The sequence below is a fragment of the Sphingomonas sp. PSPC2-2 genome, assembly GCF_049897725.1.
Taxonomy (GTDB): domain Bacteria; phylum Pseudomonadota; class Alphaproteobacteria; order Sphingomonadales; family Sphingomonadaceae; genus Sphingomonas.
Genome location: NZ_JAFCWU010000001.1, coordinates 555,291 through 580,248 on the forward strand (window position 1 = coordinate 555,291; position 24,958 = coordinate 580,248).

General features: G+C 65.5%; 23 protein-coding genes. 16 read left to right on the plus strand and 7 right to left on the minus strand.

What is annotated here, in order from left to right; all coding sequences use genetic code 11:
* Positions 1 to 2: 2 nt before the first annotated feature.
* Both ACP7BY_RS02720 and ACP7BY_RS02725 read right to left on the minus strand, forming a co-directional pair.
* Entirely contained in the window at positions 3 to 1,097 is a 1,095-nt protein-coding gene (locus tag ACP7BY_RS02720; RefSeq protein ID WP_033964960.1) for an NAD(P)/FAD-dependent oxidoreductase, read from the minus strand.
* Between the two features lie 4 nt (positions 1,098 to 1,101).
* On the minus strand, positions 1,102 to 2,055 hold the full coding sequence (locus ACP7BY_RS02725; RefSeq protein ID WP_033964962.1) for an alpha/beta fold hydrolase: 954 nt from the start codon (positions 2,053 to 2,055) through the stop codon (positions 1,102 to 1,104).
* Between the two features lie 47 nt (positions 2,056 to 2,102).
* Between ACP7BY_RS02725 and ACP7BY_RS02730 the strand changes: the two genes are divergently transcribed.
* The 8 genes from ACP7BY_RS02730 to ACP7BY_RS02765 all read left to right on the plus strand — a co-directional run bounded on the left by ACP7BY_RS02730 (position 2,103) and on the right by ACP7BY_RS02765 (position 10,249).
* Complete coding sequence (locus ACP7BY_RS02730; protein ID WP_171010569.1) at positions 2,103 to 2,585, plus strand: A24 family peptidase; 483 nt, start codon at positions 2,103 to 2,105, stop codon at positions 2,583 to 2,585.
* A gap of 35 nt (positions 2,586 to 2,620) precedes the next feature.
* Positions 2,621 to 3,634 (plus strand): Flp pilus assembly protein CpaB, encoded by a 1,014-nt coding sequence (cpaB, locus tag ACP7BY_RS02735; protein WP_033964963.1) that lies wholly within the window; start codon positions 2,621 to 2,623, stop codon positions 3,632 to 3,634.
* A complete protein-coding gene (locus ACP7BY_RS02740) occupies positions 3,634 to 5,334 on the plus strand; it encodes a type II and III secretion system protein family protein (RefSeq protein WP_033964965.1) in 1,701 nt (566 codons plus the stop codon). The genes cpaB and ACP7BY_RS02740 overlap by 1 nt, the downstream gene beginning before the upstream one ends.
* Before the next feature lie 12 nt (positions 5,335 to 5,346).
* A complete protein-coding gene (locus ACP7BY_RS02745) occupies positions 5,347 to 5,994 on the plus strand; it encodes a CpaD family pilus assembly protein (protein ID WP_052192346.1) in 648 nt (215 codons plus the stop codon).
* Positions 5,994 to 7,283, plus strand: coding sequence for an AAA family ATPase (locus tag ACP7BY_RS02750; RefSeq protein WP_137903045.1), 1,290 nt, complete (start codon positions 5,994 to 5,996; stop codon positions 7,281 to 7,283). Before ACP7BY_RS02745 ends, ACP7BY_RS02750 begins: the two co-directional genes overlap by 1 nt.
* A 73-nt stretch (positions 7,284 to 7,356) precedes the next feature.
* On the plus strand, positions 7,357 to 8,331 hold the full coding sequence (locus ACP7BY_RS02755; RefSeq protein ID WP_033964967.1) for a type II secretion system F family protein: 975 nt from the start codon (positions 7,357 to 7,359) through the stop codon (positions 8,329 to 8,331).
* Positions 8,332 to 8,335: 4 nt separating this feature from the next.
* On the plus strand, positions 8,336 to 9,331 hold the full coding sequence (locus tag ACP7BY_RS02760) for a type II secretion system F family protein (protein ID WP_033964968.1): 996 nt from the start codon (positions 8,336 to 8,338) through the stop codon (positions 9,329 to 9,331).
* Positions 9,332 to 9,418: 87 nt separating this feature from the next.
* Complete coding sequence (locus tag ACP7BY_RS02765) at positions 9,419 to 10,249, plus strand: hypothetical protein (RefSeq protein WP_209515340.1); 831 nt, start codon at positions 9,419 to 9,421, stop codon at positions 10,247 to 10,249.
* On the opposite strand, the gene ACP7BY_RS02770 is transcribed toward ACP7BY_RS02765, so the two are convergent.
* From ACP7BY_RS02770 to ACP7BY_RS02790, 5 genes are all read right to left on the minus strand, one after another.
* Entirely contained in the window at positions 10,246 to 10,761 is a 516-nt protein-coding gene (locus ACP7BY_RS02770; protein ID WP_033967325.1) for a DUF1254 domain-containing protein, read from the minus strand. The two genes, ACP7BY_RS02765 and ACP7BY_RS02770, sit on opposite strands and share 4 nt — an antisense overlap.
* Positions 10,761 to 11,345, minus strand: a complete 585-nt coding sequence (locus tag ACP7BY_RS02775; RefSeq protein ID WP_033967329.1) for a DUF1214 domain-containing protein — start codon at positions 11,343 to 11,345, stop codon at positions 10,761 to 10,763. The genes ACP7BY_RS02770 and ACP7BY_RS02775 overlap by 1 nt, the downstream gene beginning before the upstream one ends.
* A gap of 16 nt (positions 11,346 to 11,361) precedes the next feature.
* Complete coding sequence (ppdK, locus tag ACP7BY_RS02780) at positions 11,362 to 14,046, minus strand: pyruvate, phosphate dikinase (RefSeq protein WP_033967326.1); 2,685 nt, start codon at positions 14,044 to 14,046, stop codon at positions 11,362 to 11,364.
* An 81-nt stretch (positions 14,047 to 14,127) separates the two neighbouring features.
* Positions 14,128 to 16,623: a glycine--tRNA ligase subunit beta gene (glyS, locus tag ACP7BY_RS02785; protein ID WP_137903046.1), complete on the minus strand. Its 2,496-nt coding sequence runs from the start codon at positions 16,621 to 16,623 to the stop codon at positions 14,128 to 14,130.
* Positions 16,624 to 16,780: 157 nt separating this feature from the next.
* The gene (locus ACP7BY_RS02790; RefSeq protein WP_033967405.1) at positions 16,781 to 17,647 is read right to left on the minus strand and encodes a glycine--tRNA ligase subunit alpha; all 867 of its coding nucleotides are present in this window, start codon (positions 17,645 to 17,647) and stop codon (positions 16,781 to 16,783) included.
* Positions 17,648 to 17,826: 179 nt separating this feature from the next.
* Here ACP7BY_RS02790 and ACP7BY_RS02795 point away from each other — a divergent pair, with 179 nt between their 5' ends.
* The 8 genes from ACP7BY_RS02795 (at position 17,827) to ACP7BY_RS02830 (ending at position 24,922) form a co-directional block, all read left to right on the plus strand.
* Entirely contained in the window at positions 17,827 to 18,732 is a 906-nt protein-coding gene (locus ACP7BY_RS02795) for a TraB/GumN family protein (protein ID WP_033967403.1), read from the plus strand.
* Positions 18,729 to 19,592 carry a TraB/GumN family protein gene (locus ACP7BY_RS02800; protein ID WP_171010584.1) on the plus strand — a complete coding sequence of 288 codons (864 nt, stop codon included), beginning with the start codon at positions 18,729 to 18,731 and terminating at the stop codon, positions 19,590 to 19,592. Before ACP7BY_RS02795 ends, ACP7BY_RS02800 begins: the two co-directional genes overlap by 4 nt.
* Positions 19,593 to 19,836: 244 nt before the next feature.
* Positions 19,837 to 20,481, plus strand: a complete 645-nt coding sequence (locus tag ACP7BY_RS02805; RefSeq protein WP_033966177.1) for a 50S ribosomal protein L25/general stress protein Ctc — start codon at positions 19,837 to 19,839, stop codon at positions 20,479 to 20,481.
* A 122-nt stretch (positions 20,482 to 20,603) separates the two neighbouring features.
* Positions 20,604 to 21,179, plus strand: coding sequence for an aminoacyl-tRNA hydrolase (pth, locus tag ACP7BY_RS02810; RefSeq protein WP_033966176.1), 576 nt, complete (start codon positions 20,604 to 20,606; stop codon positions 21,177 to 21,179).
* Positions 21,176 to 21,781: a TIGR02466 family protein gene (locus ACP7BY_RS02815; protein WP_010403813.1), complete on the plus strand. Its 606-nt coding sequence runs from the start codon at positions 21,176 to 21,178 to the stop codon at positions 21,779 to 21,781. The genes pth and ACP7BY_RS02815 overlap by 4 nt, the downstream gene beginning before the upstream one ends.
* A gap of 81 nt (positions 21,782 to 21,862) precedes the next feature.
* A complete protein-coding gene (gene ychF / locus ACP7BY_RS02820; RefSeq protein WP_137903119.1) occupies positions 21,863 to 22,963 on the plus strand; it encodes a redox-regulated ATPase YchF in 1,101 nt (366 codons plus the stop codon).
* 38 nt (positions 22,964 to 23,001) lie between these two features.
* Positions 23,002 to 23,313, plus strand: coding sequence for a hypothetical protein (locus ACP7BY_RS02825; protein ID WP_171010583.1), 312 nt, complete (start codon positions 23,002 to 23,004; stop codon positions 23,311 to 23,313).
* Positions 23,314 to 23,365: 52 nt separating this feature from the next.
* A complete protein-coding gene (locus tag ACP7BY_RS02830; RefSeq protein WP_137903118.1) occupies positions 23,366 to 24,922 on the plus strand; it encodes a hypothetical protein in 1,557 nt (518 codons plus the stop codon).
* Positions 24,923 to 24,958: the final 36 nt, after the last annotated feature.

Sequence of the window (24,958 nt, forward strand, 5' to 3'; positions counted from 1 at the left end):
CGTTACGCCAGCACCGCGAAGCGGCCCGGTGCATAGCGGGTAGGATCGATCGCAGCCACGCTGGGATCAGGCGCGCGGCCCAAAAGAAGCGCTGCGGCCAGCGCGGCCGCTGCCGGTGCCGTCTGGATGCCGAAACCGCCCTGCCCCGCGCACCAGAAGAAACCGGGCGAATCGGGGGCGAAGCCATAGACCGGCAAGCGATCCGGCGCGAAGCTGCGCAGGCCCGCCCAACGCCGTTCGACGCGCGTGATCTGCCAATCGACGACGTGTTCGAACCGGTCGATCGCAACGGCGACGTCGATCTCCTCGGGCTGGACATCACCGGGCGTGGCCGGAGTCTCGTCGTGCGGGCTGAGCCACAGCCGACCTCCGGCCTCGGGCTTGAAATAGAATTGGCCCGAAATGTCCGCGATATGCGGCAGCGTATCGGGGGCCGCCGGGCTGGTCGCCAATTGCACGACGGTGCGGCGATAAGCGGCGATGCCGATCGGCGCGACCCCCGCCATTTCTGCAACCGCATCGGCCCAGGCACCGGCGGCGTTGACGAGGATCGTCGCCGACACCGGCCCCGCGCCTGTCTCCATTTGCCAGCGACCACCGGTGTGGACCGCGCGCTGCAACGGCGCGGACAGCAACAGCGTCACCCCGCCCTGCCGCGCTTGTGCCAGATAATGCGCGTGGAGCGCCGCGACATCGATATAGGTGCTGCTCGCCTCCAGCACGCCCAGCGTCCAGTCGGCGCGCAAACCCGGAATGTACGCGCGCGGATCAACCCGCTGCAGCGCCACGCTGCTGCCCGCAAATTCCGCCAGAAAGCCGTCGATCCGGTCCGAATCCGACGCGCGCCCGATATGGAGCGAGCCGAGATCGGCCAGGAAGCCCCCGCCCCGCAACGCAGCGCCCGATGCGGTGGTTAGCGGCTGCACGCCAGGGCCGCCATAGGTTTCCGACCAGAAAGCCGCCGACCGCCCGGTCGCATGGTAGCCGGGCAAATCCTCCGCCTCGAGCATCACCACCGAAGCATAAGGCGCAATCGCGGCGGCAAGACTTGCGCCCGCAATCCCGGCCCCGACAATCGCCACGTCATAGTGCGTCACGGCTCTACCTCTGCGCCCGCGACGACAGGAAGATGTCGATCTCGCCAATCGCGCGATTGCGCACCGGATCTGCCTCGCGCAGGATCTCGTGCGCGGATTCCTTGCCGAAGCGCACCACCCGCGCATCCGGCACCTTTGCCGCGATCTTCAGCGCGGCCTTGGGGTCGACCAATTTATCGTCATCGGCAACGACGAACAGCAACGGCACGTCGAGCGTTTTCAAACGCGGATCGACGCTCAACCGCCGCGTCGACGCAAACGCCTCGATCACCCAGCGCCAGCTCGGCGGCCCCAGCAGCAATTCGGGCTTGCTCGATTGCCAGAAGATCTCGTCCTCATAGCGATCCGTATCCTTGGTGAGCAGTGCCTGGCGCGTTTCGGTGGTGGCGGGCCGCTCATTCCCGCGCCACGCTGGCCGTGCTGCATTGCCGACGCCGCCTAGCACCCGCGCGAGCCGTTCGCCGAGCGTCGCGCCAAGCGGACTGTGCAACCCCAGCATCGGCGCGATCAGGACAGCGGCATCGGGTCGCGCCGCGCCTTCGACCAGCGCCCGCAGCAACAGATGGCCGCCCATCGAATGGCCAAGCGCAACATGCGGTCCGCCGTCGCGCCCGGCATCTTCCGCAACCCAATCCGCCCAAAAGGCGCGAAAATCGTCGATATACTGCTGAAAATCGTCGACATGGCCAACATGCGGATCGGGCGACAGCCGCCCCGACCCGCCCTGCCCGCGCCAGTCGAACGACGTGATCGACCAGCCGAGCGCATGCCAGTGCGCAAACGCCTCGAGATACTTCTCGAAGATATCGCCGCGGCCGCCCTGAAACAGCATCCGACCGCGCGGTCGTCCTTCGACGCCCCAGTCGAAGCGCCGCAGCGCCCAGCCATCGGGAGCGGACCATTGCGTGATCCGCGCAGCCGCAGGAATCGCGCGACGATAAAGCTGAGGGGAAACCATGGACGATGGTTACGGTTTTGAAAGGCCCGCCGTCTACACCTTTCCTCATGGGTGGGATCAATCTGTCAACGATGTTGCTGCTGGTGCTGGCGGCGCTCCTGGTTTCGGCCGGGATCCAGGATGCACGCACGCGCGAGATCGCCAATTGGAAAAACGCCGCGATCGCGCTGCTCGCGCCCTTATGGTGGTGGGCGAATGCCCTGGGCTGGATGGCGATTGCGGAGCAGGTTGGCATTGCGCTGCTGGTGTTCGCGGTTTTCGTCGCCGCATTTCATTTCGGCTGGATGGGCGGCGGCGACGTCAAGATGATCGGCGCGCTGGCGCTGTGGCTGCTCGATCCCGTCGCTTTGACCTGGATGTTGATCGTCATGTCGCTGGTCGGCGGTGCGCTCACCGTGGTGCTGCTGATGGAACGCGCGTTGCGCCATCGCACGACGCAAATCGAGGTCCCCTACGGCGTGGCGATCGCAATCGCCGCGCTGATCGCACTGCGTGAACCGCTTTTTAACCACTTTGGTGTGAATGCTTAACGCGGGCTCAACTGCCCGCGTCCGAAAGGTCTAAGATGGATAGTCGCAAGGTCATTTTGCTGTTGGGTGCGCTGATCGTTGCCGCGATCTCGGCGTTCATGGCACGATCGTTGATCATTGGCAGCCCGGCACCGCAAGCGAATGCGGTAGCGATGGCACCGGTCGCAAACGGCCCGGAAGTGCTGGTCGCAACCAAGGCGCTCCCTGTCGGGACCATCCTCGACGCGACCTCGCTGAAATACCAGCCGTGGCCGAAGGAACTGGTCGAGAACGCCTATTACATCAAGAAGGGCGGCTTCGATCCGCGCTCGCTGATGGGCACGGTCGTGCGCAATGCGATCACCGCCGGGCAGCCGATCACCCAAGGCGCGCTGGTCAAGCCGGGCGACCGTGGCTTCCTCGCCGCCGCCCTCGGCCCGGGCATGCGCGCCGTGACCGTGCCGGTGCAGACGCAGACCAGCGTGGCCGGCTTCGTCTTCCCGGGCGATCGCATCGACCTGATCCTGACGCAGACCGTCCCCGGTGGCGGCGATGGCCCGCCGCTCAAGGCCGCCGAGACGATCATGCGCAACTTGCGCGTGCTCGCCACCGACCAGCGTACCGACAACGGTGTCGGCGAAGACGGAAAGGCCGTCGTCCGTACCTTTTCCAACGTGACGATCGAAGCGACCCCGAAGATTGCCGAACAGATTGCCGTGGCTCAAACGCTGGGGTCGCTCTCGCTGTCGCTGCGCTCGATCGCCGACAATAGCAGCGAACTCGAACAGGCGATCGCCAGCGGCGATGTCTCCATGCCCGACGACCCCAAGGCCGAAAAGGCGATGCTGACCCGCATCGCCAGCACGCCCGCGACCGGGGGCGGGACGATGGTGACCGGAGCCGACGTCTCGCGTTTTCAACGCAGCACGGTTCCCGGCAAGCCTGCTGATACCTCGGGCTCCGGTGGCGCACCGGGTACCGGGACGTTTCCGGGGGCTGGCACCGGCCCCGTGATCCGCGTCGCACGCGGCAATGCGGTGACCGATGTCGCCCTTGGGGGGAAGAAATAATGCGTAGCGCAACCGCTCTGCACCGCGTCCTGTCGGCGACGGTCATCACCGCGCTGGTCGGCAGTGCGCCGGTCACCGCCATGGCTGCAGGTCCCAAACTTCAAGCAAAGCCAGCGCCTGCGCGCGGCGGGCAACGTCCGGTCACCCATGTTGGTGCCGCACCTGCTGGCACTGTGCGTCCGACGACCGAGGTGGTGCTGTCGACCGGGCAAGGCGAATTGATCAACCTGCCCGCCAACGTCAGCGACGTGTGGGTTTCGAACCCCGGCGTGGCCGACGTTTATGTGAACAATCTCCATCAGATCCATCTGTTCGGCAAGGATTCCGGCGAATCGACGATCTTCGCCACCTCGGCGAGCGGCACGGTGATTTACGCCGCCAACATCCGCGTCAGCCAGAACCTGTCCTCGATCGACCGGATGGTGAAGCTCGCCATGCCCGACAGCGACATCAAGGTGACGACGGTCGGGCAGATCGCAGTGCTGACCGGCACGGTGTCGTCTCCCGAGGACAGCGCGGCCGCGCAGCGCCTTGTTACCGCGCTGCTCAATCCTGGCGTCGCGGTCGGCCCGGACGCCGCGCTTAAGGTCGGCGTGATCAACCGCTTGCGCGCGGCAACGCCCTTGCAGGTCAATTTGCAGGTGCGCATCGCCGAGGTCAGCCGCAGCTTCGTCAAGAATATCGGGGTAAACCTCACCAGCCGTGGCTCCGGCAGCACGCTGTTCGGCATTACCCAAGGGCGCCAGGGCACGATTGCTACGGCACCGGGAACGATCGGCAGCGGCATCATCAATGCCGACGGTTCGCTTCCGGGACAAACCGTCTTCACCCAGCCTGCCGCGACCGGCATGGGCACGACGCTTGGCCTGGCCGGCCACGCATTGGGGATGGACCTGCTGTCCTCGCTCGATCTGGGCGAGCGCGACGGTCAGGTTTCGACGCTCGCCAATCCGAACATCACGGTCATTTCCGGCGAAACCGGCTCGTTCCTCGCGGGCGGCGAGTTCCCGATCCCGATTTCGCAGGGGCTGGGCGCGGTCTCGGTCGATTACAAGCAATATGGCGTGAGCCTGTCCTATACTCCGACGGTGTTGGCCGATGGGCGCATTTCGCTCCATGTCCGTCCCGAGGTGTCGCAGCTGTCTTCGCAGGGTTCGGTGACGCTTTCCGGCGTCAGCATTCCGGCGCTGACGACAAGGCGGGCCGAGACGACCGTCGAGCTCGGCTCGGGTCAGAGCATGATGATCGCAGGCCTGCTGCAAAACAATCACAACAACTCGATCGACAAGGCACCCGCGCTTGGCGACATGCCCATTGTCGGCGCGTTGTTCCGCTCCAATGCGTTCCAGCGCAACGAAACCGAGCTGGTGATCGTGATCACGCCGTATCTCGTGAAGCCGGTCAACGCCAATGACATCGTCCTGCCAACCGACGGCTATAAGGCCCCGACCGACCTTGGCCGTGTTTTCATGGGTCAGCTTGGCGGCGGCACCACCGGCGGCGACCGCCCGAAGCCGACCATGGCTCCGGCTGGCAGTGCGCAGCCTTCGCTCGGGGCGGCGGCTCCTGGACCGGTCGCGCCGGACCCCACACCGGGGTCGCCGGTCGATCGCCGTCGCGATGCGCCCGCCGCTATCACGCCACCACCCAGCCAAACCAAAAAGGGCGCGAGTGCCGCACCCGGTTTCGACATCAATTGAGGGCCGAGGGACATGATCATGAACAAATATGTGCGTGCGATCACGACCGGCCTGCTTCCGGCGTTGGCGCTGTCTGCGTGCGCGGGCACGGAAAATCGCGGACTCGAATCGGTGCATCAGCCGGTGGTCAGCCGCGCCGATTATGCCATTGATGTCGCGACGAGCGGCGACGGCCTGGCCCCGGGCGAAGCGCAGCGCCTCGCCGGGTGGATGGCGTCGTTGCGGGTCGGCTATGGCGACAAGGTCGCGGTCGAGAATCCCACGCCTTCGAGTGGCGGCGTAAAGGACGATATCGCCCGCGAAGCGTCGCGTTATGGCCTGCTGGTGTCCGACGAGGCCCCGCTGGTCGGTGCGGCCGTTACGCCGGGAATGGCACGCGTCATCGTCAGCCGCACAAAGGCGACGGTTCCGGGCTGTCCCGATTACAGCCGCGACACCTCGACCGAATATGAGGCCAATACCTCCTCCAACCACGGCTGCGCGATGAACGCCAACCTCGCCGCGATGGTCGCCAATCCGGCAGACCTGGTGCGCGGGCAAGGCGGAAGCGCGGTCGCCGACCAATTGGCCTCGGCCAAGGCAATCGAAAGCTACCGCAAGGCGGCACCGACCGGTGCCGGCGGCACGACGGTCAAGACGGAAAGCACCGGAGGCAAGTAATGAATGCGCCCTTCAACCCAGCTCGCATCGGCTTGCGCGATCCCTTTGCCGCCTATGTCTGCGACGAAACCGCCGCCGAGACGCTGCGCCCGATCGCGGTGGAAATGGGCTGGGCACCCGAGAAAGTGAACAAAGGCGGCCTGCGCAACGCGGTACAGTCGCTGTCCGTGTCCGCGAGCCCGCAAATCCTGTTTGTCGATCTTTCCGAAAGCGGCGATCCGCTCAACGATATCAATGCGCTGGCCGAAGTGTGCGAGCCGGGCACCGTTGTCATCGCCGCAGGCCAGGTCAACGACGTGCGGCTGTATCGCGATCTCATCGTGAGCGGAATCCAGGACTATCTGCTCAAGCCGCTCAATCCCGACATGCTGCGGGATGCGTTCACCCATGCCCAGACCGTGCTGAACGCGCCCAAGGTTTCGGACACGGGCACCGAACGTCCGCACATCTCCACCGCGTTCATCGGCGCGCGGGGTGGCGTTGGCGCTTCGAGCCTCGCCACCGGTGTCGCCTGGGTGCTGAGCGAAAAGGGCGCACGGACGACGGCCCTGCTCGACCTTGATGTGCATTTCGGCACCGGCGCGCTGTCGCTCGACCTCGAGCCGGGGCGCGGCTTGACCGACGCGATCGAAAACCCCAGCCGCATCGACGGACTGTTCATCGAACGTGCGATGGTCAAGTCGAGCGAAATGCTCTCCGTGCTGTCGGCAGAAGCACCGATCAACTCCCCGATCCTTACCGACGGGGGCGCGTTTTATCAGTTGCAGGAGGAAATGCGCTCCGCGTTCGAATGCACCGTGGTCGATTTGCCGCGCAACATGCTCGTGCTGCATCCGCATTTGATGACGGACATCCAGGTGGCAGTGGTCGTGACCGAGCTAACGCTCGCCGCCGCGCGCGACACGATCCGTATCCTGTCCTGGATGAAGTCCAACGCGCCACAGACGCAGGTGGTGGTGGTCGCCAATCGCGTCCAGCCGACCGCGCAACTGGAAATCAGCCGCAAGGACTTTGAAGGGTCGATCGAACGCAAGATCGATTTCATGGTGCCCTTCGACCAGAAGCTGGCTGCGCAATCGGCCAAATTGGGCAAGCCGCTAACCGAAGCCGGCAAGGGCTCGAAGACGATTGTCCCGATCGTCGATCTTGCGACGAAATTGATGGCGGTTGGAGACTCGGCCGAACCGATCGACAGCGCGACCAAAAAGAAGGTTGGGGCCAAGGGGCCTTCGCTGATGGGGAAATTCGATTTCAAATCGCTGATTTCCCGACCCGCGAAGAAGAAGTGACCCCCAAAAACCTCGTGGCAAAATTCTGCGGCGTAAACGCCGTGGTAACGAAGCGGAGCGCTTGATAGGCCTCATGGAACTGATGCCGGTCCTTTCGCTGGGTGCAGGTGCGCTGGTCGTACTCGCGCTGATGGCTTTCGCCTTTGCGGGCCCCAATGCGGAGCGTGCCCGCACACGACGCATGGCCGCCCTGCGCGCGCGCCATAGCGATGCCGCCAACGTGCTGGTCGACGCGCAAATGCGCCGCATCGCGACGGCGCGGAACAACCGGATGGATGCAGCGGCAATGCGCTTCATCCCGCGCCCGGCGCTGCTGAAACAGCGTTTGGCGATGACGGGGAAGACCTGGACGGTCGGGCAATATGGCATCGCCACCTTGGGCATCATCCTCGCCGTCGCGTTGGCACTGATCATTCTTGGCTTGCCGATCCTGCTCGCGTTGCTGCTCGGGCTGGTTGTCGGCGCAGGCCTGCCGCACATGGTAGTCGGCTATTTCATCAAGCGACGGATCGCGAAATTCACCGCCAAGTTTCCCGACGCCATTGAGCTGCTGGTGCGTGGCTTGCGCTCGGGCCTGCCCATCACGGAGACCATCGCCGTCGTCGCGCAGGAGGTCGATGGGCCCGTCGGCGTCGAGTTCAAGAACATCACCGACAAGATGAAGATCGGGCGGACGATGGACGCGGCGCTTCAAGATACCGCCGACCGACTGGGAACGCCCGAATTTCAGTTCTTCTGCATCACCATCGCGATCCAACGCGAAACCGGCGGCAACCTGGCCGAAACGCTGTCCAATCTCGCGACCGTGCTGCGTATGCGCGGCCAGATGAAGCTGAAGATCAAGGCGATGTCGTCCGAATCCAAGGCCTCCGCCTATATCGTCGGGTCGCTGCCCTTCATCGTGTTCGGCCTGATCTGGATGATCAACGCCAGCTACATGCAGAACTTCTTCGTCGACCAACGCCTGATGGTGGCTGGTGGCGGCGGGTTGATCTGGATGGGAATCGGCGCGTTCATCATGAGCCGCATGGTCAATTTCGAGATCTGATGCGATGAATCCCGCCACCCCCACCGGTCCGGTTATCCTCGGCGTCGACGTCTATACCGTCGCGACGCTGTTGGCCGGCCTCGCTGCGTTCATGGTGCTGCTGGCCATCTACGCGGTGACCACCTCGCACGACCCGATGACCAAGCGCGTCAAGGCACTCAACGACCGGCGCGAACAGTTGAAGGCGGGCATTACCGCCTCGACCAAGCGCCGCGCCAAGCTGGTCACCAAGAATGAGACGACCGACCGCATCAAGGCGCTGCTCTCCTCGCTCAAAGTGCTGCAGGACAGCCAGGTCAAGGCCGCGCAGATCAAGCTGATGCAAGCCGGCATCCGCTCCAAGGAATATGCGGTGGCGGTGATTTTCGGCCGCCTCGTCCTGCCGCTGACGTGGGGCGTGTTTGGGCTGTACGTGGTTTACGGCACCGAGATGTTCGCGAATTGGACGCCGATCAAAGCCTATGGCCTGGTCGCGGCCAACTTCATCCTGTCGTACAAAGCGCCCGACCTCTACCTCAACAACAAGATCAGCAAACGGTCGCTGGCGATCCAGAAGGGCTTGCCCGACGCGCTCGATCTGCTCGTCATCTGTGCCGAAGCGGGACTGACCGTCGACGCCGCCTTCAACCGCGTCGCGCGCGAATTGGGGAAAGCCTATCCCGAGCTTGGCGACGAATTCACGCTGACGGCGATCGAACTCGGCTTCCTTTCCGAACGACGGCAGGCCTTCGAAAACCTCGCGCAACGCGTGAAACTCGATGCCGTGAAGGGGGTGGTCACCACCATGGTCCAGACCGAGAAATACGGGACTCCGCTGGCATCCGCCCTGCGTGTGCTTTCGGCCGAGTTCCGTAACGAACGCATGATGCGGGCGGAAGAAAAGGCCGCACGCCTGCCCGCGATCATGACGATCCCGCTGATCCTGTTCATTCTGCCGACGTTGTTCGTGGTGATTCTGGGCCCCGCCGCCTGCTCGATCTCGGACGCGTTCAAGCACTAAGGCCCGCGGGTCAGCACGCTTGCCCCCAGCCGTGGTTAACGGCAGGATCGTTGCGGAAGCGAATCTTGGGCGGGGGATGCAAAGGTCATGCTGTTCACGACACCGGAACAGTTCATCGTACTTGCGGCAGTGCTCCTCGGCGGGTGGTTGCTGGGGTATGTCAGCGCGCCGAGCCCGAAAAAGTGGAAGCGCCGGGTGCGGGAGCAATCGGAAAGCTTCACCGCTTATCATGAGCAGGCGCAGGACCAGTTGCGGGCATCGCATAGCCGCGCCGCGAACCTGACCGCCGATCTCGAAGCGCTACGCGCTGACCATGCCGAGGCGGAACGGACGATCGTCGGGCTCCGCAGCGCTGCGGCGGCCGCCACGCCGCCAGCCGCCGCTCCGGTGATCGCTGTCCCGCTGCCCGTGACCCCGCCCCCTGCGGCACCGCTCCCGTCACCCGAGCCGGTCATCGCGGCCGCAGTGCCGGAGGAACCGTCAGCGGCGATTGACCACACCGACACGCCACCAGTGGCAGCGCCCCCCTCCACCGTTACGGAAGCCCCCGCCGCGATCGCCGTCGAGCCGTCACCGGTTCATCAGCCAGAACTGGAAGCCGAGCCGACCGAAATCGCGACGGCAGCCCCGGACCCCGCCCCTACCGACCGTTTCGTCCCGAGCCCGCGCGATTCGCTGACGAGAATCCGCGGCATTGATGACGCGCTGCAGGCGCGCTTGTCCGATCTGGGAATCGTCCGCTTCGAGGATCTGGAAAAGCTGTCCGCGCAGGACGAGATGGCGCTGGAGCAACGGCTCTCCTTGCCCGTTGGCTATGTCGCGCGCGAGCAATGGCGGCCGCAGGCAGCCTTGCTGCGCGCGGGCCAAAATGCCGATCACGCGGCGCATTTCGCCGCAACCGAGCCAGCGCCGCTTTAACGCAGTTCGCACACCGTCGCCCGGCGCGCCGCATCCAGCCGGGGAAAGGCCGCACGATCGGCGACCAGAATCCGGATCAACGCGATCCCGCGGTCCCCAGCGACATCGACGCGCTGATAGCCTGTCGGCACCGAACGCCCAGCGTGGGTGATGGCAACCGCAAACGGCTTCCCCCCCGCCTGCCCACCATTGCGCACGAACACCGCATTGGTCCGCGAATCGAAGATCGACAGCGACCAATAGGGTGCCGCCACCGGCACCGCGTGGATCAGCAAAGACCCTCGCGAGATGTCATAGGGACAGGCCGAATAGGCCAGGTCCGGGCTGGGCCGCACGATCTGGCGGCTTGCCGCCGTAGCGAGCGGGCTGTGCGCGAAGCGGTTGAAGCCGCCAACCGCGACCCGCCGGATCGCCGTCGCCATCAACAGATCGGGCGCATAGGCGATCGCGCCATAGCCGGTGAGCGCCGCGACGAGTGCCCCGGCGACAAGGGGGCCGGTCCAGCGCGCCATCAGCAGGCCTCCCGCGTGATCTTGGGCAGGATGTCCGCGCCGGGATTCCCTCGGCCCCCATCGCTCGGCAAATAAGTGCGCAGGGTCAGTTCGACGCGCGCGATCCCGCCGCTTGGCAACCATTTCGCGGTTTCGGTTGGCGGCGGCGCGGTCGGGGCGAGCAGGATCGTCCAGCCCGCTTTGCCGCCATCGGGGAACGCCGCCCCCGCAACCGAATACCGTCCGGCGGCATTGGGGACGAGATAGCCGTCCGGGTCATACGCCGTCAGGCTCCACCACGCTGCGGGCAGCGCCGCGCCGGTGATGCGGTAGCGACACCGCCCCTCGATCCGCGCGCCCGCGCTGTCGCGGGCGGCGGTGTAATAGCGCGCCTCCTGCGCGGGCAAAGCGAGCAGGCCCTTCAACGCGACCACCGCGCGGGTATAGGGGTCGGCCGCCGCCGAGCCGAAGGTCTGCCCGGTCGTCCACGGCCCGATCGCCACATTGTTGCCGAGCGCCGCGCTGCGCAGGGCATAGACCGCACCGCCGAGCCCGAGCGCGACCCCGGCCACCGTGCCGATAAGATACCGCGCCCAAGCCCTCATGCGGATGCCCCCCACCTCATGCCGCTGGCTTTGCCGCAAGCGCGGCCTGCGCCGCTGCCAGTCGTGCGATCGGCACACGATACGGCGAGGCGCTGACATAATCGAGCCCCACCGTCTCGCAGAACGCGATCGACGCCGGATCGCCGCCATGTTCGCCGCAAATGCCGAGCTTGATGTCGGGCCGCGTCGCGCGACCACGCTCTGCCGCCATGCCGATCAACTGCCCAACGCCCTCGACATCGAGGCTGACGAACGGATCGCGCGCATAGATGCCGCGCTCGACATAGGTCGTCAGGAAGCGCGCGGCGTCGTCGCGGCTGACGCCCAACGTGGTCTGCGTCAGGTCGTTGGTGCCGAAGGAGAAGAATTCGCCCACTTCGGCAATCTCGCCCGCCATCAGGCAGGCGCGCGGCAGTTCGATCATCGTGCCGACATGATAGGTGATCGTCGTGCCGGTATCGGAGAACACCGCTTGCGCCGCCTTGTCGACCACCGTCTTCATCAATTCCAGCTCGCGGCGCGTGCCAACCAGCGGGATCATCACTTCGGGGATCGGTGCCGCGCCCGATTTCTGCGCAACCAGCACCGCCGCCTCGAAGATGGCGCGCGCCTGCATCTCGTAGATTTCGGGATAGGTGACGCCCAAACGGCAGCCGCGATGCCCCAGCATCGGGTTGAATTCGTGCAGGTCGGCCGCGCGCCGCTTGAGCTCGTCGACCGCGACACCCGCCGCCGCCGCGACATCGGCGAATTCGCTTTCCTCATGCGGCAGGAATTCGTGTAGCGGCGGATCGAGCAGGCGGATCGTCACCGGCAGGCCTGCCATCACCTCGAACAATTGCACGAAGTCGCTGCGCTGTTCGGGCAGCAATTTGTCGAGCGCGGCGCGGCGGCCCGCTTCATCCTCGGCCAGGATCATCTGGCGGACATTGGTGATGCGCTCGGCATCGAAGAACATATGTTCGGTGCGGCACAGGCCGATGCCCTCGGCACCGAAGTCGCGCGCGACCTTGGCGTCGAGCGGGGTCTCGGCATTGGCGCGCACGCGCAGGCGGCGCACGCCATCGGCCCACACCATCAGCGTCGCGAAATCGCCCGAAAGCTCGGGCTGCACGGTCGGCACTTCGCCCGCCATCACTTCGCCGGTGGTGCCGTCGATGGTGATGGTGTCGCCCGCATTGACCACGCGCGCGTCGGCCCCGAGACCGACACGCATCACGCCGGCCTTGGCATCGATCGCAATGCCGCCGGCACCGGAAACGCACGGACGCCCCATGCCGCGCGCCACCACCGCGGCGTGGCTGGTCATGCCGCCGCGCGCGGTGAGGATGCCCTTGGCGGCGTGCATGCCGTGAATGTCTTCCGGGCTGGTTTCGGTGCGGATCAGGATCACCGCCTCGCCTGCTGCCGCACGCTTCTCGGCGGTGTCGCTGTCGAACACGGCAAAGCCCGAGGCCGCGCCGGGCGAGGCCGGCAGGCCCTTGGTCAGCACGTCGCGCACCGCCTTGGGGTCGAGCGTCGGGTGCAGCAACTGGTCGAGCGCTGCCGGATCGACGCGCTCGACGGCCTCCTCGCGCGTGATCAGCCCTTCCTCGGCCATGTCGACCGCGATCTTGAGCGCGGCCTTGGCGGTGCGCTTGCCGTTGCGGGTCTGCAGCATCCACAGCTTGCCCTGCTGCACGGTGAATTCGATGTCCTGCATGTCGCGGTAATGCGTTTCGAGCAGGTCGAACACCTTGGCGAGTTCGGCGAACACCACCGGCATCGCCTCTTCCATCGACAGCGGCTTGGCGCCTGCCGCCTCGCGTGCGGCGGTGGTGAGATATTGCGGGGTGCGGATGCCGGCGACGACGTCCTCGCCCTGCGCATTGATCAGGAATTCGCCATAATAGGCGCGTGCGCCGATCGCCGGATCGCGCGTGAAGGCGACCCCCGTGGCCGAGGTGTCGCCCATATTGCCGAACACCATCGCCTGCACGTTGACGGCGGTGCCCCAGCTTGCCGGAATGTCGTTGAGGCGGCGATAGACCTTGGCGCGTTCCGACTGCCACGATCCGAAGACCGCGCCGACCGCGCCCCATAATTGATCGTGCACGTCCTGCGGGAAGGGCTTGCCCCAAAGCTTCTCGACCAGGCCCTTATATTCGGCGACGAGGCCGCGCAGGTCATCGGCGGTGAGATCGGTATCGAGGAAATAGCCGCGGTCTTCCTTGGCGATTTCCAGCGCTTCCTCGAATGCATCGTGGTCGAGTTCGAGCACCACGTCCGAATACATCTGGATGAAGCGGCGATAGCTGTCCCACGCGAAGCGCGCGTCGCCGCTGGTGGCGGCAAGGCCCTCGACGGTCTGGTCGTTGAGGCCGAGGTTGAGCACCGTGTCCATCATGCCGGGCATCGACGCGCGCGCGCCCGAGCGGACCGAGACGAGCAGCGGATCGGCGGCATCGCCGAAGCGCTTGCCGGTCACGCCTTCGATATGGGCGATGCCGGTGGCGACTTCGTCGCGCAGGCTTTGCGGGAATTGGCCGCCTTCGTCATAATAGACCGCGCAGAATTCGGTCGAGATGGTGAAGCCGGGCGGCACCGGCAGGCCGATCGCGGCCATCTCGGCAAGGTTCGCGCCCTTGCCCCCCAGGAGGTTGCGGTCCCCCTTGCCCCCGTCCGAAACACCGCCGCCGAACCGATACACGTATTGCGTCATGGGTCTTCCCTCTAAGTACCTGTATTCGCTGGGGAGGCGTTTGGAAGGTTAGGCTAAAGTTCAGGCAAAGTGCGCGTCCGTTCAGCCCTCGATCTTGGAAAAATCTGCAACATTGTGCACCGCAGCACGAACCCGATCAAGCAAGGCGAGCCGGGCGGCGCGCTTTTCGGGGTCAGGATCGTTGACGATCACGCCTTCGAAAAACGCATCGATCGGCGCACGCAGCGTGGCAAGGGCTGCCATCGCCGCTTCGAAATCCTCGCGCGCGACGGCCGCCGCAGCGGCGGGTTCGGCGGAGTCGAGCGCCCGCGCGAGCGCGGCCTCTGCCGGTTCCTTCTCCCTCTCCCCTTCAGGGGAGAGGGTCGGGGAGAGGGGCTGTGCTACGCTGTCGAGCGAACCGCCTGTTGCAGCGTCCCCCTCTCCCCGACCCTCTCCCCGGAGGGGAGAGGGAGAAACGCCCTCTTTCTTCAAAATATTCGCCGCCCGCTTATAGCCCGCGAGCAAATTCGCGCCGTCCGCGGTGCCGATAAACGCCTGCAACGCATGGACGCGCGCGAGCAAGCGGACGAGATCATCCTCGCCGCCGAGCGCAAACACCGCATCGATCAAGTCGTGGCGAACACCGGCTTCGCGTTGCTGGACTTTGAGGCGGTCGGCGAAGAAGTCGAGGAAATCAGCCTGAGCAGCCCCAAACATCTCCGAAATCGCCTCTGAGACATCAGTGCGACTCGATTTGTATACCTCGAAAATCTCCTCGAGACGATCTTTCGAGATTACCCCACTAGCCGCCTGCCCAAAGTTCGCCAGCTTCCGAGCCATAGGACCGAACTCTTCGAGCGCGACATATTCCATGAACGGCAGCGCTGCCTGAATATAAAGTGCATTCAGGCGGCTGCGGAGCGAATTTTTCAGGATGAGCGCGGTGGCCCCGATTGCGCTCCGCCGGAGGGCGTATGGATCTTTAGAGCCGGAAGGTTTCATTTCAAAAGCGAAAAACCCAACCAACGTATCCAGCTTATCCGCCAAAGACACCGCCACCGTCACCGGATCGGTCGGCACGGCATCGCCCTGCCCGACCGGCTTGTAATGATCGCGGATCGCGGCGGCGACGCGGGGGTCTTCGCCTTGGGCGGCGGCGTAATAGCCGCCCATCAGGCCCTGCAATTCGGGAAACTCGCCGACCATGCCGGTGACGAGATCGGCCTTGCACAGGAGCGCTGCGCGGTAGGCGAGCGCGGCCAAAGTCTCCCTCTCCCCTTCAGGGGAGAGGGTGGCCGAGCGCAGCGAGGTCGGGAGAGGGGCAGTATCGGAAGACGGCGCTTGTGACTGCCCCTCTCCCCGACCCTCTCCCCGCGAGCGGGGAGAGGGAGAAGAAATGATTCCCTCTTCGACCAACCACCGCGCCAGCTTCGCAACACGCGCGACCTTGTCCGCGACCGTGCCCAATTTCTCGTGGAACACGATCCGGTCGAGCTTGGCCGCTTGCTCTTCCAGCGGCACCTTCAGATCAGTCTCATAGAAGAATTTCGCGTCGGACAGGCGCGCGGCCAGCACCTTGCGGTTACCCTCGACGATCTTCGCGCCACCATCCGCCGCATCGATATTGGCGGTGCAGACGAAGGCATTGGCTAAATCCCCCTCCCGCTTGCGGGAGGGGTTAGGGGAGGGCAGCTCGCTGACTGCTATGTCAGACTCCCCTCCCCCAGCCCCTCCCGCAAGCGGGAGGGGAGCGCGGCACACGAAATACTTCTGGTTCACGCGCGCGGTGAGCTGAATCACTTCGGGCGGCACGGCGAGGAAGGATTCCTCGAACCGCCCGAGCAGCGGCACTGGCCATTCGGTGAGGCCGGCATTCTCGGTCAGCAGGCCCTCGTCCTGCACCAGTTCCAGACCCGCCTTACGCGCGGCCATCGTCGCGCCGAGCGCGATGATCTGGCGGCGTTCGGCCTGGTCGACGAGAACATGGCACGCGCGCAGTTTCTCGACGTAATCGTCGGCCGAACCAATCGTGATGACGCCAGGATGGTGGAAGCGATGGCCGACGGTGGCGGCACCCGCCTGCACGCCAGCAATCTCGACCGGCACGACATCCTCGCCGAACAAAGCGACGATGCCTTGCAGCGGCCGCACCCAGCGCAGCGATTCCATCGTGGTCGAGCTGGCACCCCAACGCATCGCCTTGGGCCAGGGAAAGGCGCGGATGATCGTGGGGATGGCGTCGGCCAGCACCGCGCTGGTCGCACGGCCCGGCTTGTCGACCACGGCGAACAGCACGCCATCGCGCTCGACCAGTTGCTCGCGCGTGAGGCCGGTCTTGCGCAGAAAGCCTTCGAGCGCTTGCGGCGGGGCGGAGGCCTTGGGGCCCTTGGTTTCTTCCGACACCGCCGCCGTCTCGAGCGGCAAGCCGCGCGCGATCAGCGTCAGGCGGCGGGGCGTAGCGTAGGTGACGATCTCGCTGGCAGTGAGGCCGCTCTTGGCGATCTCGGCGGTGAACAGCTTGGCGAGATCCTCGCGCGCACGATCCTGCATCCGCGCAGGAATTTCCTCGGAGCGCAACTCAAGCAAAAAGTCGGTCATCGTCCCTCTCCCATCGGGAGAGGGAGGGGCCCGCCGCGCAGCGGTGGGAGGGTGAGGGTGATACGGTGAGCGCTCTCGCCCTCACCCTTCCCACTCGGCTGCGCCGACCGGGCCCCTTCCCTCTCCCACGGGGAGAGGGAGAAATGCACTACGCTGCTCATGCTGCCCATCCCGGGAAGCGCGCTTCCCATTTGGCGGTGTTGTGCGCGATCCATGCGCCGCACGCGCCCTTCGCCAGATCGCGGACGCGGCCCATATAGGCCTGGCGCTCCGCCACCGAGATGACGCCGCGCGCCTGCAACAGGTTGAAGATGTGGCTGGCCTTGATCGCCTGCTCATAAGCCGGGATCGGAAGCTGCTTGCCGAGGCAATTCTCGCATTCGGCGACGTGCTTCTTGAACTGGTCGAACAGGCTGTCGGTATCGGCCACTTCGAAATTCCAGGTCGACATTTCGACCTCATTCTCGTGGAACACGTCGCCGTAGGTGACGCCAGCGTCGTTGAACGCAAGGTCGTACACGCTGTCCTTGTTCTGAATATACATAGCGAGGCGTTCGAGCCCGTAGGTCAGCTCGCCCGCGACGGGCTTCATGTCATAGCCGCCCATTTGCTGGAAATAGGTGAACTGCGTCACTTCCATGCCGTCGCACCACACTTCCCAGCCCAGGCCCCAGGCACCGAGCGTCGGGCTCTCCCAATCGTCCTCGACGAAGCGGATGTCGTGGACGAGCGGATCGATGCCGATCGCGGCGAGGCTGCCGAGGTACAGCGCCTGCAGATCGGGCGGGCTCGGCTTCAGGATCACCTGATATTGGTAATAATGCTGCAGCCGGTTGGGGTTCTCGCCATAGCGGCCATCGGTCGGGCGGCGGCACGGCTGGACGAACGCGGCGTTCCACGTCTCGGGGCCGAGCGCACGCAGCGTCGTCGCCGGGTGAAAGGTGCCTGCCCCCATCTCCATGTCATAAGGCTGCAGGATCAGGCAGCCGTGCTGGCTCCAATAATCATGGAGCGTAAGGATCATGCGTTGGAAGCTGAGCGGGTGTGTCACGCCCGGCGCTTTGGCGCAGCGCGGCGGGAGAATCAACCAAACGATGGCCCGGTTCGGCCACGAACGATGAATGCGGGCGCAGGCATTCTCGCAGAGGCGATATCGCGATATGGGGATTGCCGCGCGCTTGGCGACACTGTTTGGGGATGTGCATGAAGACGATCAAGACCGTATCCGCCCTGCTGGCGCTGCTGCTGGCGACACCCGCAATCGCGCAGACCCCCGCCCCGGCACCCGCTGCCCCCACCATCCCCGCCGATCCCGCCTTGTGGGTGGTGAAGGACAAGGACACGACGATCTATCTGTTCGGCACGATCCACGCGCTGAAGCCGCAGCTTAGCTGGTTCGATTCGGCGGTGCGCAAGGCGTTCGATGCGAGCGGGCAATTGGTGCTCGAAATTCCGTTGCCCAGCCCCGAACAGGCCAAAGCGGTGATCGGGCCGCTGGCGGTCGATGCGACGGGCAAGCCACTGACGCAGAAACTGAGCGCGGAGGATCGCAAGGTCTATGCCACCGCAATGGCCAAGCTCGGCATCCCTGAAACCGCGTTCGACACGTTCGAGCCGTGGTTCGCCGCGGTCACGCTCGCGCAGATCGAGCTGCAAAAATCCGGGTTCAATGCCGCCGAGGGCGTGGAAGTCGCGCTGAACGCCGCAGCCAAGGCCTCGGGCAAGCCAGTCGCGGGGTTGGAAACGCTGGAGCAGCAGCTCGGCTATTTCCACAATTTGCCGCAAACCGACCAGATCGCGTTTCTCATCTCCAGCGCGAAGGACATCGACACATTCGATTCGACGATCAACGCCATGCTCGATCGCTGGAAGGCGGGCGATGCCGAGGGCCTGAGCAAGTTGATGAACGACGATCTCACCAGCCAGCCCAACCTCTACAAAGTGCTGCTGGCCGATCGCAATGCGCGCTGGGCCGATTGGATCGACACCCGGCTGAAGACGCCGGGCACCGTGTTCATCGCGGTCGGCGCGGGGCATTTGGCGGGCAAGGACAGCGTGCAGGTCTATCTCACCAAACATCATCTGGTGGCCAAGCGAGTCCGTTATTGATCGCGCGGTGGTGCGCGCTCGGGCTGGCGCTGGCCCTGAGCGGGTGCGCGCGAGCGCCCGAAACCAAGGCGCATCCGGCGCTGTGGCGCGTGGGCGATGCGGACACCACGATCTGGTTGTTCGGGACGATCCACGCGCTGCCGCCCGGCGTTGACTGGCAAACGCCCGCCGTTGCGCGCGCAATCGCGGCGGCGGATACGCTGATCGTGGAGGTGCCGCCCGCCGATCCTGCGGCGGCGCGCGCGCAATTCGTTGCACTGGCGGAGCAGCCAGGCTTGCCGCCGATTGCGTCGCGCGTGGCCGTTGGGGATCGTCCGACGCTGGCACGCGGCATGGCGGCGGCGGGGCAAACGGCGGCGGACCTCGATGGGCTCAAAACCTGGGCGGCGGCGCTGACGATCACCGCAGGCGCGGGACACGCCGAGCAAGCGAGCGCCGCCGAAGGTGTCGAGCCCGTGCTCACCCGGCGTTTCGCGGGCAAGGCGATTGGCGCGCTGGAGACGCGCGACGGGCAATTGCGACTGTTCGATCGGTTGCCGGGCACCGCGCAGCGCGTGCTGCTGGTGCAGGCGGCGATCGATGCGCAGGATGCCGCGCGCGGCTATGCGCAGTTGTTCAAGGCGTGGTCGGCGGGCGATGACGCCGCGCTCGCCGCGACCATCGCCCCGTTGCGGCGCGATCCGGCGATTGGCAAGGCGCTGCTCGCCGACCGCAACGCGCGCTGGGCGAGCGTGATCGTGCGGCGGATGGCGCGGCCGGGGCGCGTGTTCGTGGCCGTCGGCGCCGGGCATCTGGTCGGGCCGGGATCGGTGGTGGAATTGCTGCGCAAGCGCGGGCTGAAGGTCGAGCGGGTGGAGTAAATCCTTCTGCCGTTGGGAGAAGGTGGCGCGTAGCGCCGGATGGGGGTGACTTGGGCGAACGCGCGCCTCATCCTCACTCTTCCCACGCCTTCGGCGCGGGCCCCTTCCCTCTCCCGGTGGGAGAGGGAGATGCTATCCAGCATATTGCGCTTTACCCCGCCCTCCCCTATAGCGCCGCGCTTCGGTCAGGGTCATCCCTGGAGGCCTGGCCGGAGACCACACACACGCATATCGGAGTAATGCAATGAGCGACCAATTGGAGCTCGCAGCCGAGACGCGCGAACAGGTTGGCAAGGGAGCCTCCCGTTTGCTTCGTCGCGAAGGCCGCGTCCCCGCCGTGATCTACGGCAACAAGCAAGATCCCGAGTCGATCCACGTCGAGGAAAAGGCGCTGATGCGTCTCCTGATGACGGGTCACTTCATGAATTCGGTCGTCATGATCGAGGTCGGTGGCAAGAAGGTTCGCACCCTGCCGAAGGACGTGTCGTTCGACGCCGTCACCGAGCGTCCGGTCCATGCCGACTTCCTGCGCATCGGCGCGCACACCACCGTGCATGTCAACGTGCCTGTCGTGTTCACCGATGAAGACGAAGCCCCCGGCATCAAGACCGGCAAGGGCGTGCTCAACATCATCCAGCACGAGCTGGAACTGGTATGCGACGCAGCCGAGATCCCGGACGACATCACCATCTCGCTGGCTGGCCGCGAGATCGGCGATTCGATCCACATCTCGAACGTGACGCTGCCCAAGGGCGTGACCCCGGCGATCACCGACCGCGACTTCACCATCGCGACGATCGTCCCGCCGACGGTGCCGACGGTTGCCGACGAAGAAGCGGACGCAGCTGTTGCTGAGGCGCAGGCCGCCGAGAGCGACACCGCCGAGTAATGGAGGACAAAGCCCTCTCCCCGCTGGCGGGGAGAGGGTTGGGAGAGGGGCTGAACCGGGCACAAGCGCGCGTAACGGCCCCTATCCCCTACCCTCTCCCCGGAGGGGAGAGGGAGTCTTGAATGCAAATCTGGGTCGGCCTGGGCAATCCCGGCGCGCAATATGCGCTCAACCGCCATAATGTCGGCTTCATGGCGGTGGATATCATCGCCGAACTGCACGGCTTCGGCCCCGTCAAAAAGGCGTTTCAGGGCTGGACGCAGGAGGGCCGGATCGGCTCCGAGAAAATCCTGCTGCTCAAACCCGCGACCTTCATGAACGAGAGCGGCCGCAGCGTCGGCGAAGCGATGCGCTTCTACAAGCTCGATACCGGCGACGTCACCGTCTTCCATGACGACCTCGACCTCGACCCGTTCCGCGTGAAAGTGAAGACCGGCGGCGGCACTGCCGGGCATAACGGCTTGCGCTCGACCGAGGCGCATATCGGCAACGCCTTTCGCCGCGTGCGCATCGGCATCGGCCACCCCGGCCACAAAGACAAAGTCAGTCCCTATGTGCTCGGCAATTATGCCAAGGCCGAGATGGAGCCGCTGGCCGATCTGCTCGGCGCGATCGGGGCGGAGGCCCCGTGGCTGGCCAAGGGCGATGATGGCCGTTTCATGAGCGATGTCGCGCTGCGACTGGGAGAGACGAAATGACCGTGCGCACGCTGTTCGCGACGCCGTTCTACGAAGGCAAGTTGAAGAACGCCGCTCTGGTCGCCGATCTCGACCGCTCGTGCCAGGCGCTGGCCGAGGATGACCGCGCCGGGCGCGCCTGGTCCAAGGCGCATGGCTATCGCGGCTACACCTCCTACGCCTCGCTCAACGATTTGCCGATGCGCGACCCGGCCTTTGCCGATCTGGTCAAGCTGCTCAACAAGCATGTCGCCAAGTTCGCCGAAGACTGCGCGTTCGACCTGAACGACCGCAAATTGAAACTCGACAGCTTGTGGGTGAACGTCCTGAAACCAGGCGGGATGCATTCGGGGCATGTCCACCCGCACAGCGTGATTTCGGGCACGGTCTATATCGTCGTGCCGGAGGGCGCGGGTGCGCTCAAACTGGAAGACCCGCGTCTGCCGATGATGATGGCGGCACCGACGCGACGCGACGACGCGCCCGAAATGCTGAAACCCTTCGTCTATGTCGAGCCGCAGGCGGGCAGCGTGTTCCTGTGGGAAAGCTGGCTGCGCCACGAAGTCGCGCCCGGCACCGCCAAAAGCGAGCGGGTGAGCGTCAGCTTCAACTATCGCTGGTAGGCTTCCCGCGCCGTCTCTGGCATTCCGGTGCCGGACGCCGTATCGGCGGCGCATCACACATATCGTGCTTCAAGGATCATCATGGGTTTTCGCTGTGGAATCGTCGGGCTGCCCAATGTCGGCAAGTCCACCCTGTTCAATGCGCTGACGCAGACTGCGGCGGCGCAGGCGGCGAACTATCCGTTCTGCACGATCGAGCCGAACGTCGGCAACGTCGCGGTGCCCGACCCCCGGCTCGACAAGCTCGCCGCGGTCGCGGGATCGCAGAAGATCATCGAAACGCAATTGGGCTTTGTCGACATTGCCGGGCTGGTGCGCGGCGCCTCCAAGGGCGAGGGCCTCGGCAACCAGTTCCTCGGCAACATCCGCGAAGTCGATGCGATCGTGCATGTGCTGCGCTGCTTCGAGGATGACGACGTCACCCATGTCGAGGGCAAGGTCGACCCGATCGCCGATGCCGAGACGGTCGAAACCGAATTGATGCTGTCCGATCTGGAGAGCCTCGAAAAGCGCGTCCCCAATTTGCTGAAAAAGGCGACGCAGGGCGACAAGGAGGCCAAGGTCGCCGCCTCGGTGCTGGGCCAGGCGCTCGACCTGCTGCGCGAAGGCAAGCCCGCGCGGCTGACCGTACCCAAGGATGAAGACGAAGCCCGCGCCTTCAAACAGGCGCAATTGCTGACCGCCAAGCCGGTGCTCTATGTCTGCAATGTCGAGGAAGCGAGTGCCGCCAACGGCAATGCGCAATCGGCGCGCGTGTTCGAGAAGGCCAAGGCCGAGGGGGCCGAAGCCGTCGTCGTCTCCGCCGCGATCGAGGCCGAGATCGCCACGATGGAGCCGGAAGAGCGCGGTGAATTTCTCGCCGAACTGGGCCTGACCGAAACCGGCCTGTCGCGCGTGATCGTCGCCGGGTATCGGCTGCTCAAGCTGCTGACCTTCTTCACCGTCGGCCCCAAGGAAGCACGCGCCTGGACCGTCCATGCCGGGGCTAAGGCCCCGCAGGCAGCGGGCGAGATCCACACCGATTTCGAGCGCGGTTTCATCCGCGCCGAGACGATTGCCTATGACGATTATGTCGCGCTCGGCGGCGAAACCGGTGCGCGCGATGCCGGCAAGCTGCGCCAGGAGGGCAAAGAGTATGTCGTCCATGACGGCGACGTGCTGAATTTCCGCTTCAACGTCTAATCTTGTCGGCGGGCGACGCGCGGCCTAGGGTTTCCGCGATGTTCGCCCGCCTGATCCTTGCGCTGCTGCTGGCAGCCTTTGCCATCCCGGCGATAGCGCATGGGCAGTCGTGCCATGAAATGCCAATCGCCGCGCCGATGGCGCATGGCGCGCACCACATGCCGCGTCAGGACGATCAGGCGACCGTGCCGCATATCTGCATCGGCTGCATTCCCCCGGCCAGCCTCGCCGCGCGCGGGGTGGATCAACCCGGCGTGAAGGCGGCCGTGCCGCGCCGCATCGTCGCGACCGCGTTTGATCCGGGCACGGCCACACCACCGATCGTCCCTCCTCCGCGCCGGACCGTGTGATCCGGCGGGCCATCGCGCCCGCCCGCATGCTTTCCCCGTTGAGGATTTTCCGATGACCCGATCGATGTTGATCGCGGGCTGCGCGCTGTCCGCGCTGCTGCCCGCGCCTGCTTTTGCGCAAATGATGCCCGGCATGAAGATGGACATGCCGATGCCCGCCAAGCCCAAGCCCAAGGCGAAACCCAAGCCGGTGGTGAAACACGCGCACCCCGCAGCGCACCCGGCCGCCGCACAATCCGCGCCCCCTTCTCCCCCACTACCTTCCCCGGCGCAGGCCGGGGCCCAGGAGCGGGCGGCCGATAAAGAAGCGCGGCCCTCTCCTATGACCACCTCCGAGACTGGGCCCCGGCCTGCGCCGGGGAAGACGGACGACAGCGTTCCAGCATCCCCGATGGCCATGCCCCCCGCCCCGCAGCCCCAAGGCGATCACGATCATTCCATGCCCGACATGCCCGGCATGGCCATGGGCCCAGCCGACCATGCCTATGGCGACGGGTCCGGCACCTCGCGCAACCCCGGCAATGACGGCGCGATGAAGGGGCTGCACCTCGCCACCGGCGACTGGATGGTGATGCTCCACGGCTATGCGACCAGCGTTTACACCAACCAGGGTGGCCCGAGCGGCGATCAGGAGACGTTCGTCGAATCGATGGCGATGCTCACCGGCACGCGCGATTTCGGCGGCGTGCGGTTGCAGTTGCGATCAATGATGAGCCTGGAGCCCGCAATGGGGGCGAAGGGCTATCCCAATTTGTTCGCCACCGGCGAGACCGCCAACGGCACCACGCAATTGACCGATCGCCAGCACCCGCACGATCTGTTCATGGAGCTGGCGGCGCGGCTCGATGTCGATACCGCGCACGGCAGCCTGTTCCTCTATGGCGGCCCCGTGGCCGAGCCGGCGCTGGGGCCATCGGCCTTCATGCACCGCGCCTCCGCGCAATATCAGCCGCTCAGCCCGATCACGCACCATTGGTTCGACAGCACGCATATCAGCTACGGCGTGGTGACGGCGGGCTATGGCACGGCGCGCTGGCAGATCGAGGCGTCAGGCTTTCGGGGGCGTGAGCCCGACCAATATCGCTGGAATATCGAGCAGCCGGGCCTCGATTCGTGGAGCGTGCGGGCGACCTGGACACCCTCCCCCGCCTGGGCGGTGCAAGTCAGCCATGGCTGGCTGAAGAGCCCGGAACAGTTGGAAGCCTTTCGCAACGAAGCGCGCACCACCGCGAGCGTACAATATGCCGCGCACGGCGTCTCCGCGCTGCTCGCTTTCTCCAACAAGCATAAATTGCCCGGGCGCGTGCTGACGGCATGGCTGGCCGAGGCGAATTGGGACATTGACCGCCACCACACGCTGTTTGCCCGCGCAGAAAATGTGGCGAATGACGAGCTGTTCCCGAACCCGCTCGATCCGCTGCACGATCGCAAGGTCAGGGTGAGCAAGCTGGAGAGCGGCTATGCCTATCGCCTGCGCTTTGTGGGGCCGTTCGATCTCGCGCTCGGCGGCGCGGTCGGCATCTATGACAAGCCTGCCCTTCTGGACGCGGCTTATGGCCGCTTCCCGCTGAGCTTCAGCCTGTTCGCCAAGGTCTCGCTCGGGCATTGAATGCGAAAGCGGCACCGGGGAGTTCTGCTCCCCGGT

What these genes read in the sequence shown, in the direction of transcription:
- ACP7BY_RS02725 (WP_033964962.1), bottom strand. Translation starts at nt 2,055, where the DNA reads ATGGTTTCCCCTCAGCTTTATCGTCGCGCGATTCCTGCGGCTGCGCGG.
- ACP7BY_RS02730 (WP_171010569.1), top strand. Translation starts at nt 2,103, where the DNA reads ATGGGTGGGATCAATCTGTCAACGATGTTGCTGCTGGTGCTGGCGGCG.
- cpaB (WP_033964963.1), top strand. Translation starts at nt 2,621, where the DNA reads ATGGATAGTCGCAAGGTCATTTTGCTGTTGGGTGCGCTGATCGTTGCC.
- ACP7BY_RS02740 (WP_033964965.1), top strand. Translation starts at nt 3,634, where the DNA reads ATGCGTAGCGCAACCGCTCTGCACCGCGTCCTGTCGGCGACGGTCATC.
- ACP7BY_RS02745 (WP_052192346.1), top strand. Translation starts at nt 5,347, where the DNA reads ATGATCATGAACAAATATGTGCGTGCGATCACGACCGGCCTGCTTCCG.
- ACP7BY_RS02750 (WP_137903045.1), top strand. Translation starts at nt 5,994, where the DNA reads ATGAATGCGCCCTTCAACCCAGCTCGCATCGGCTTGCGCGATCCCTTT.
- ACP7BY_RS02755 (WP_033964967.1), top strand. Translation starts at nt 7,357, where the DNA reads ATGGAACTGATGCCGGTCCTTTCGCTGGGTGCAGGTGCGCTGGTCGTA.
- ACP7BY_RS02760 (WP_033964968.1), top strand. Translation starts at nt 8,336, where the DNA reads ATGAATCCCGCCACCCCCACCGGTCCGGTTATCCTCGGCGTCGACGTC.
- ACP7BY_RS02765 (WP_209515340.1), top strand. Translation starts at nt 9,419, where the DNA reads ATGCTGTTCACGACACCGGAACAGTTCATCGTACTTGCGGCAGTGCTC.
- ACP7BY_RS02770 (WP_033967325.1), bottom strand. Translation starts at nt 10,761, where the DNA reads ATGGCGCGCTGGACCGGCCCCCTTGTCGCCGGGGCACTCGTCGCGGCG.
- ACP7BY_RS02775 (WP_033967329.1), bottom strand. Translation starts at nt 11,345, where the DNA reads ATGAGGGCTTGGGCGCGGTATCTTATCGGCACGGTGGCCGGGGTCGCG.
- ppdK (WP_033967326.1), bottom strand. Translation starts at nt 14,046, where the DNA reads ATGACGCAATACGTGTATCGGTTCGGCGGCGGTGTTTCGGACGGGGGC.
- glyS (WP_137903046.1), bottom strand. Translation starts at nt 16,623, where the DNA reads ATGACCGACTTTTTGCTTGAGTTGCGCTCCGAGGAAATTCCTGCGCGG.
- ACP7BY_RS02790 (WP_033967405.1), bottom strand. Translation starts at nt 17,647, where the DNA reads ATGATCCTTACGCTCCATGATTATTGGAGCCAGCACGGCTGCCTGATC.
- ACP7BY_RS02795 (WP_033967403.1), top strand. Translation starts at nt 17,827, where the DNA reads ATGAAGACGATCAAGACCGTATCCGCCCTGCTGGCGCTGCTGCTGGCG.
- ACP7BY_RS02805 (WP_033966177.1), top strand. Translation starts at nt 19,837, where the DNA reads ATGAGCGACCAATTGGAGCTCGCAGCCGAGACGCGCGAACAGGTTGGC.
- pth (WP_033966176.1), top strand. Translation starts at nt 20,604, where the DNA reads ATGCAAATCTGGGTCGGCCTGGGCAATCCCGGCGCGCAATATGCGCTC.
- ACP7BY_RS02815 (WP_010403813.1), top strand. Translation starts at nt 21,176, where the DNA reads ATGACCGTGCGCACGCTGTTCGCGACGCCGTTCTACGAAGGCAAGTTG.
- ychF (WP_137903119.1), top strand. Translation starts at nt 21,863, where the DNA reads ATGGGTTTTCGCTGTGGAATCGTCGGGCTGCCCAATGTCGGCAAGTCC.
- ACP7BY_RS02825 (WP_171010583.1), top strand. Translation starts at nt 23,002, where the DNA reads ATGTTCGCCCGCCTGATCCTTGCGCTGCTGCTGGCAGCCTTTGCCATC.
- ACP7BY_RS02830 (WP_137903118.1), top strand. Translation starts at nt 23,366, where the DNA reads ATGACCCGATCGATGTTGATCGCGGGCTGCGCGCTGTCCGCGCTGCTG.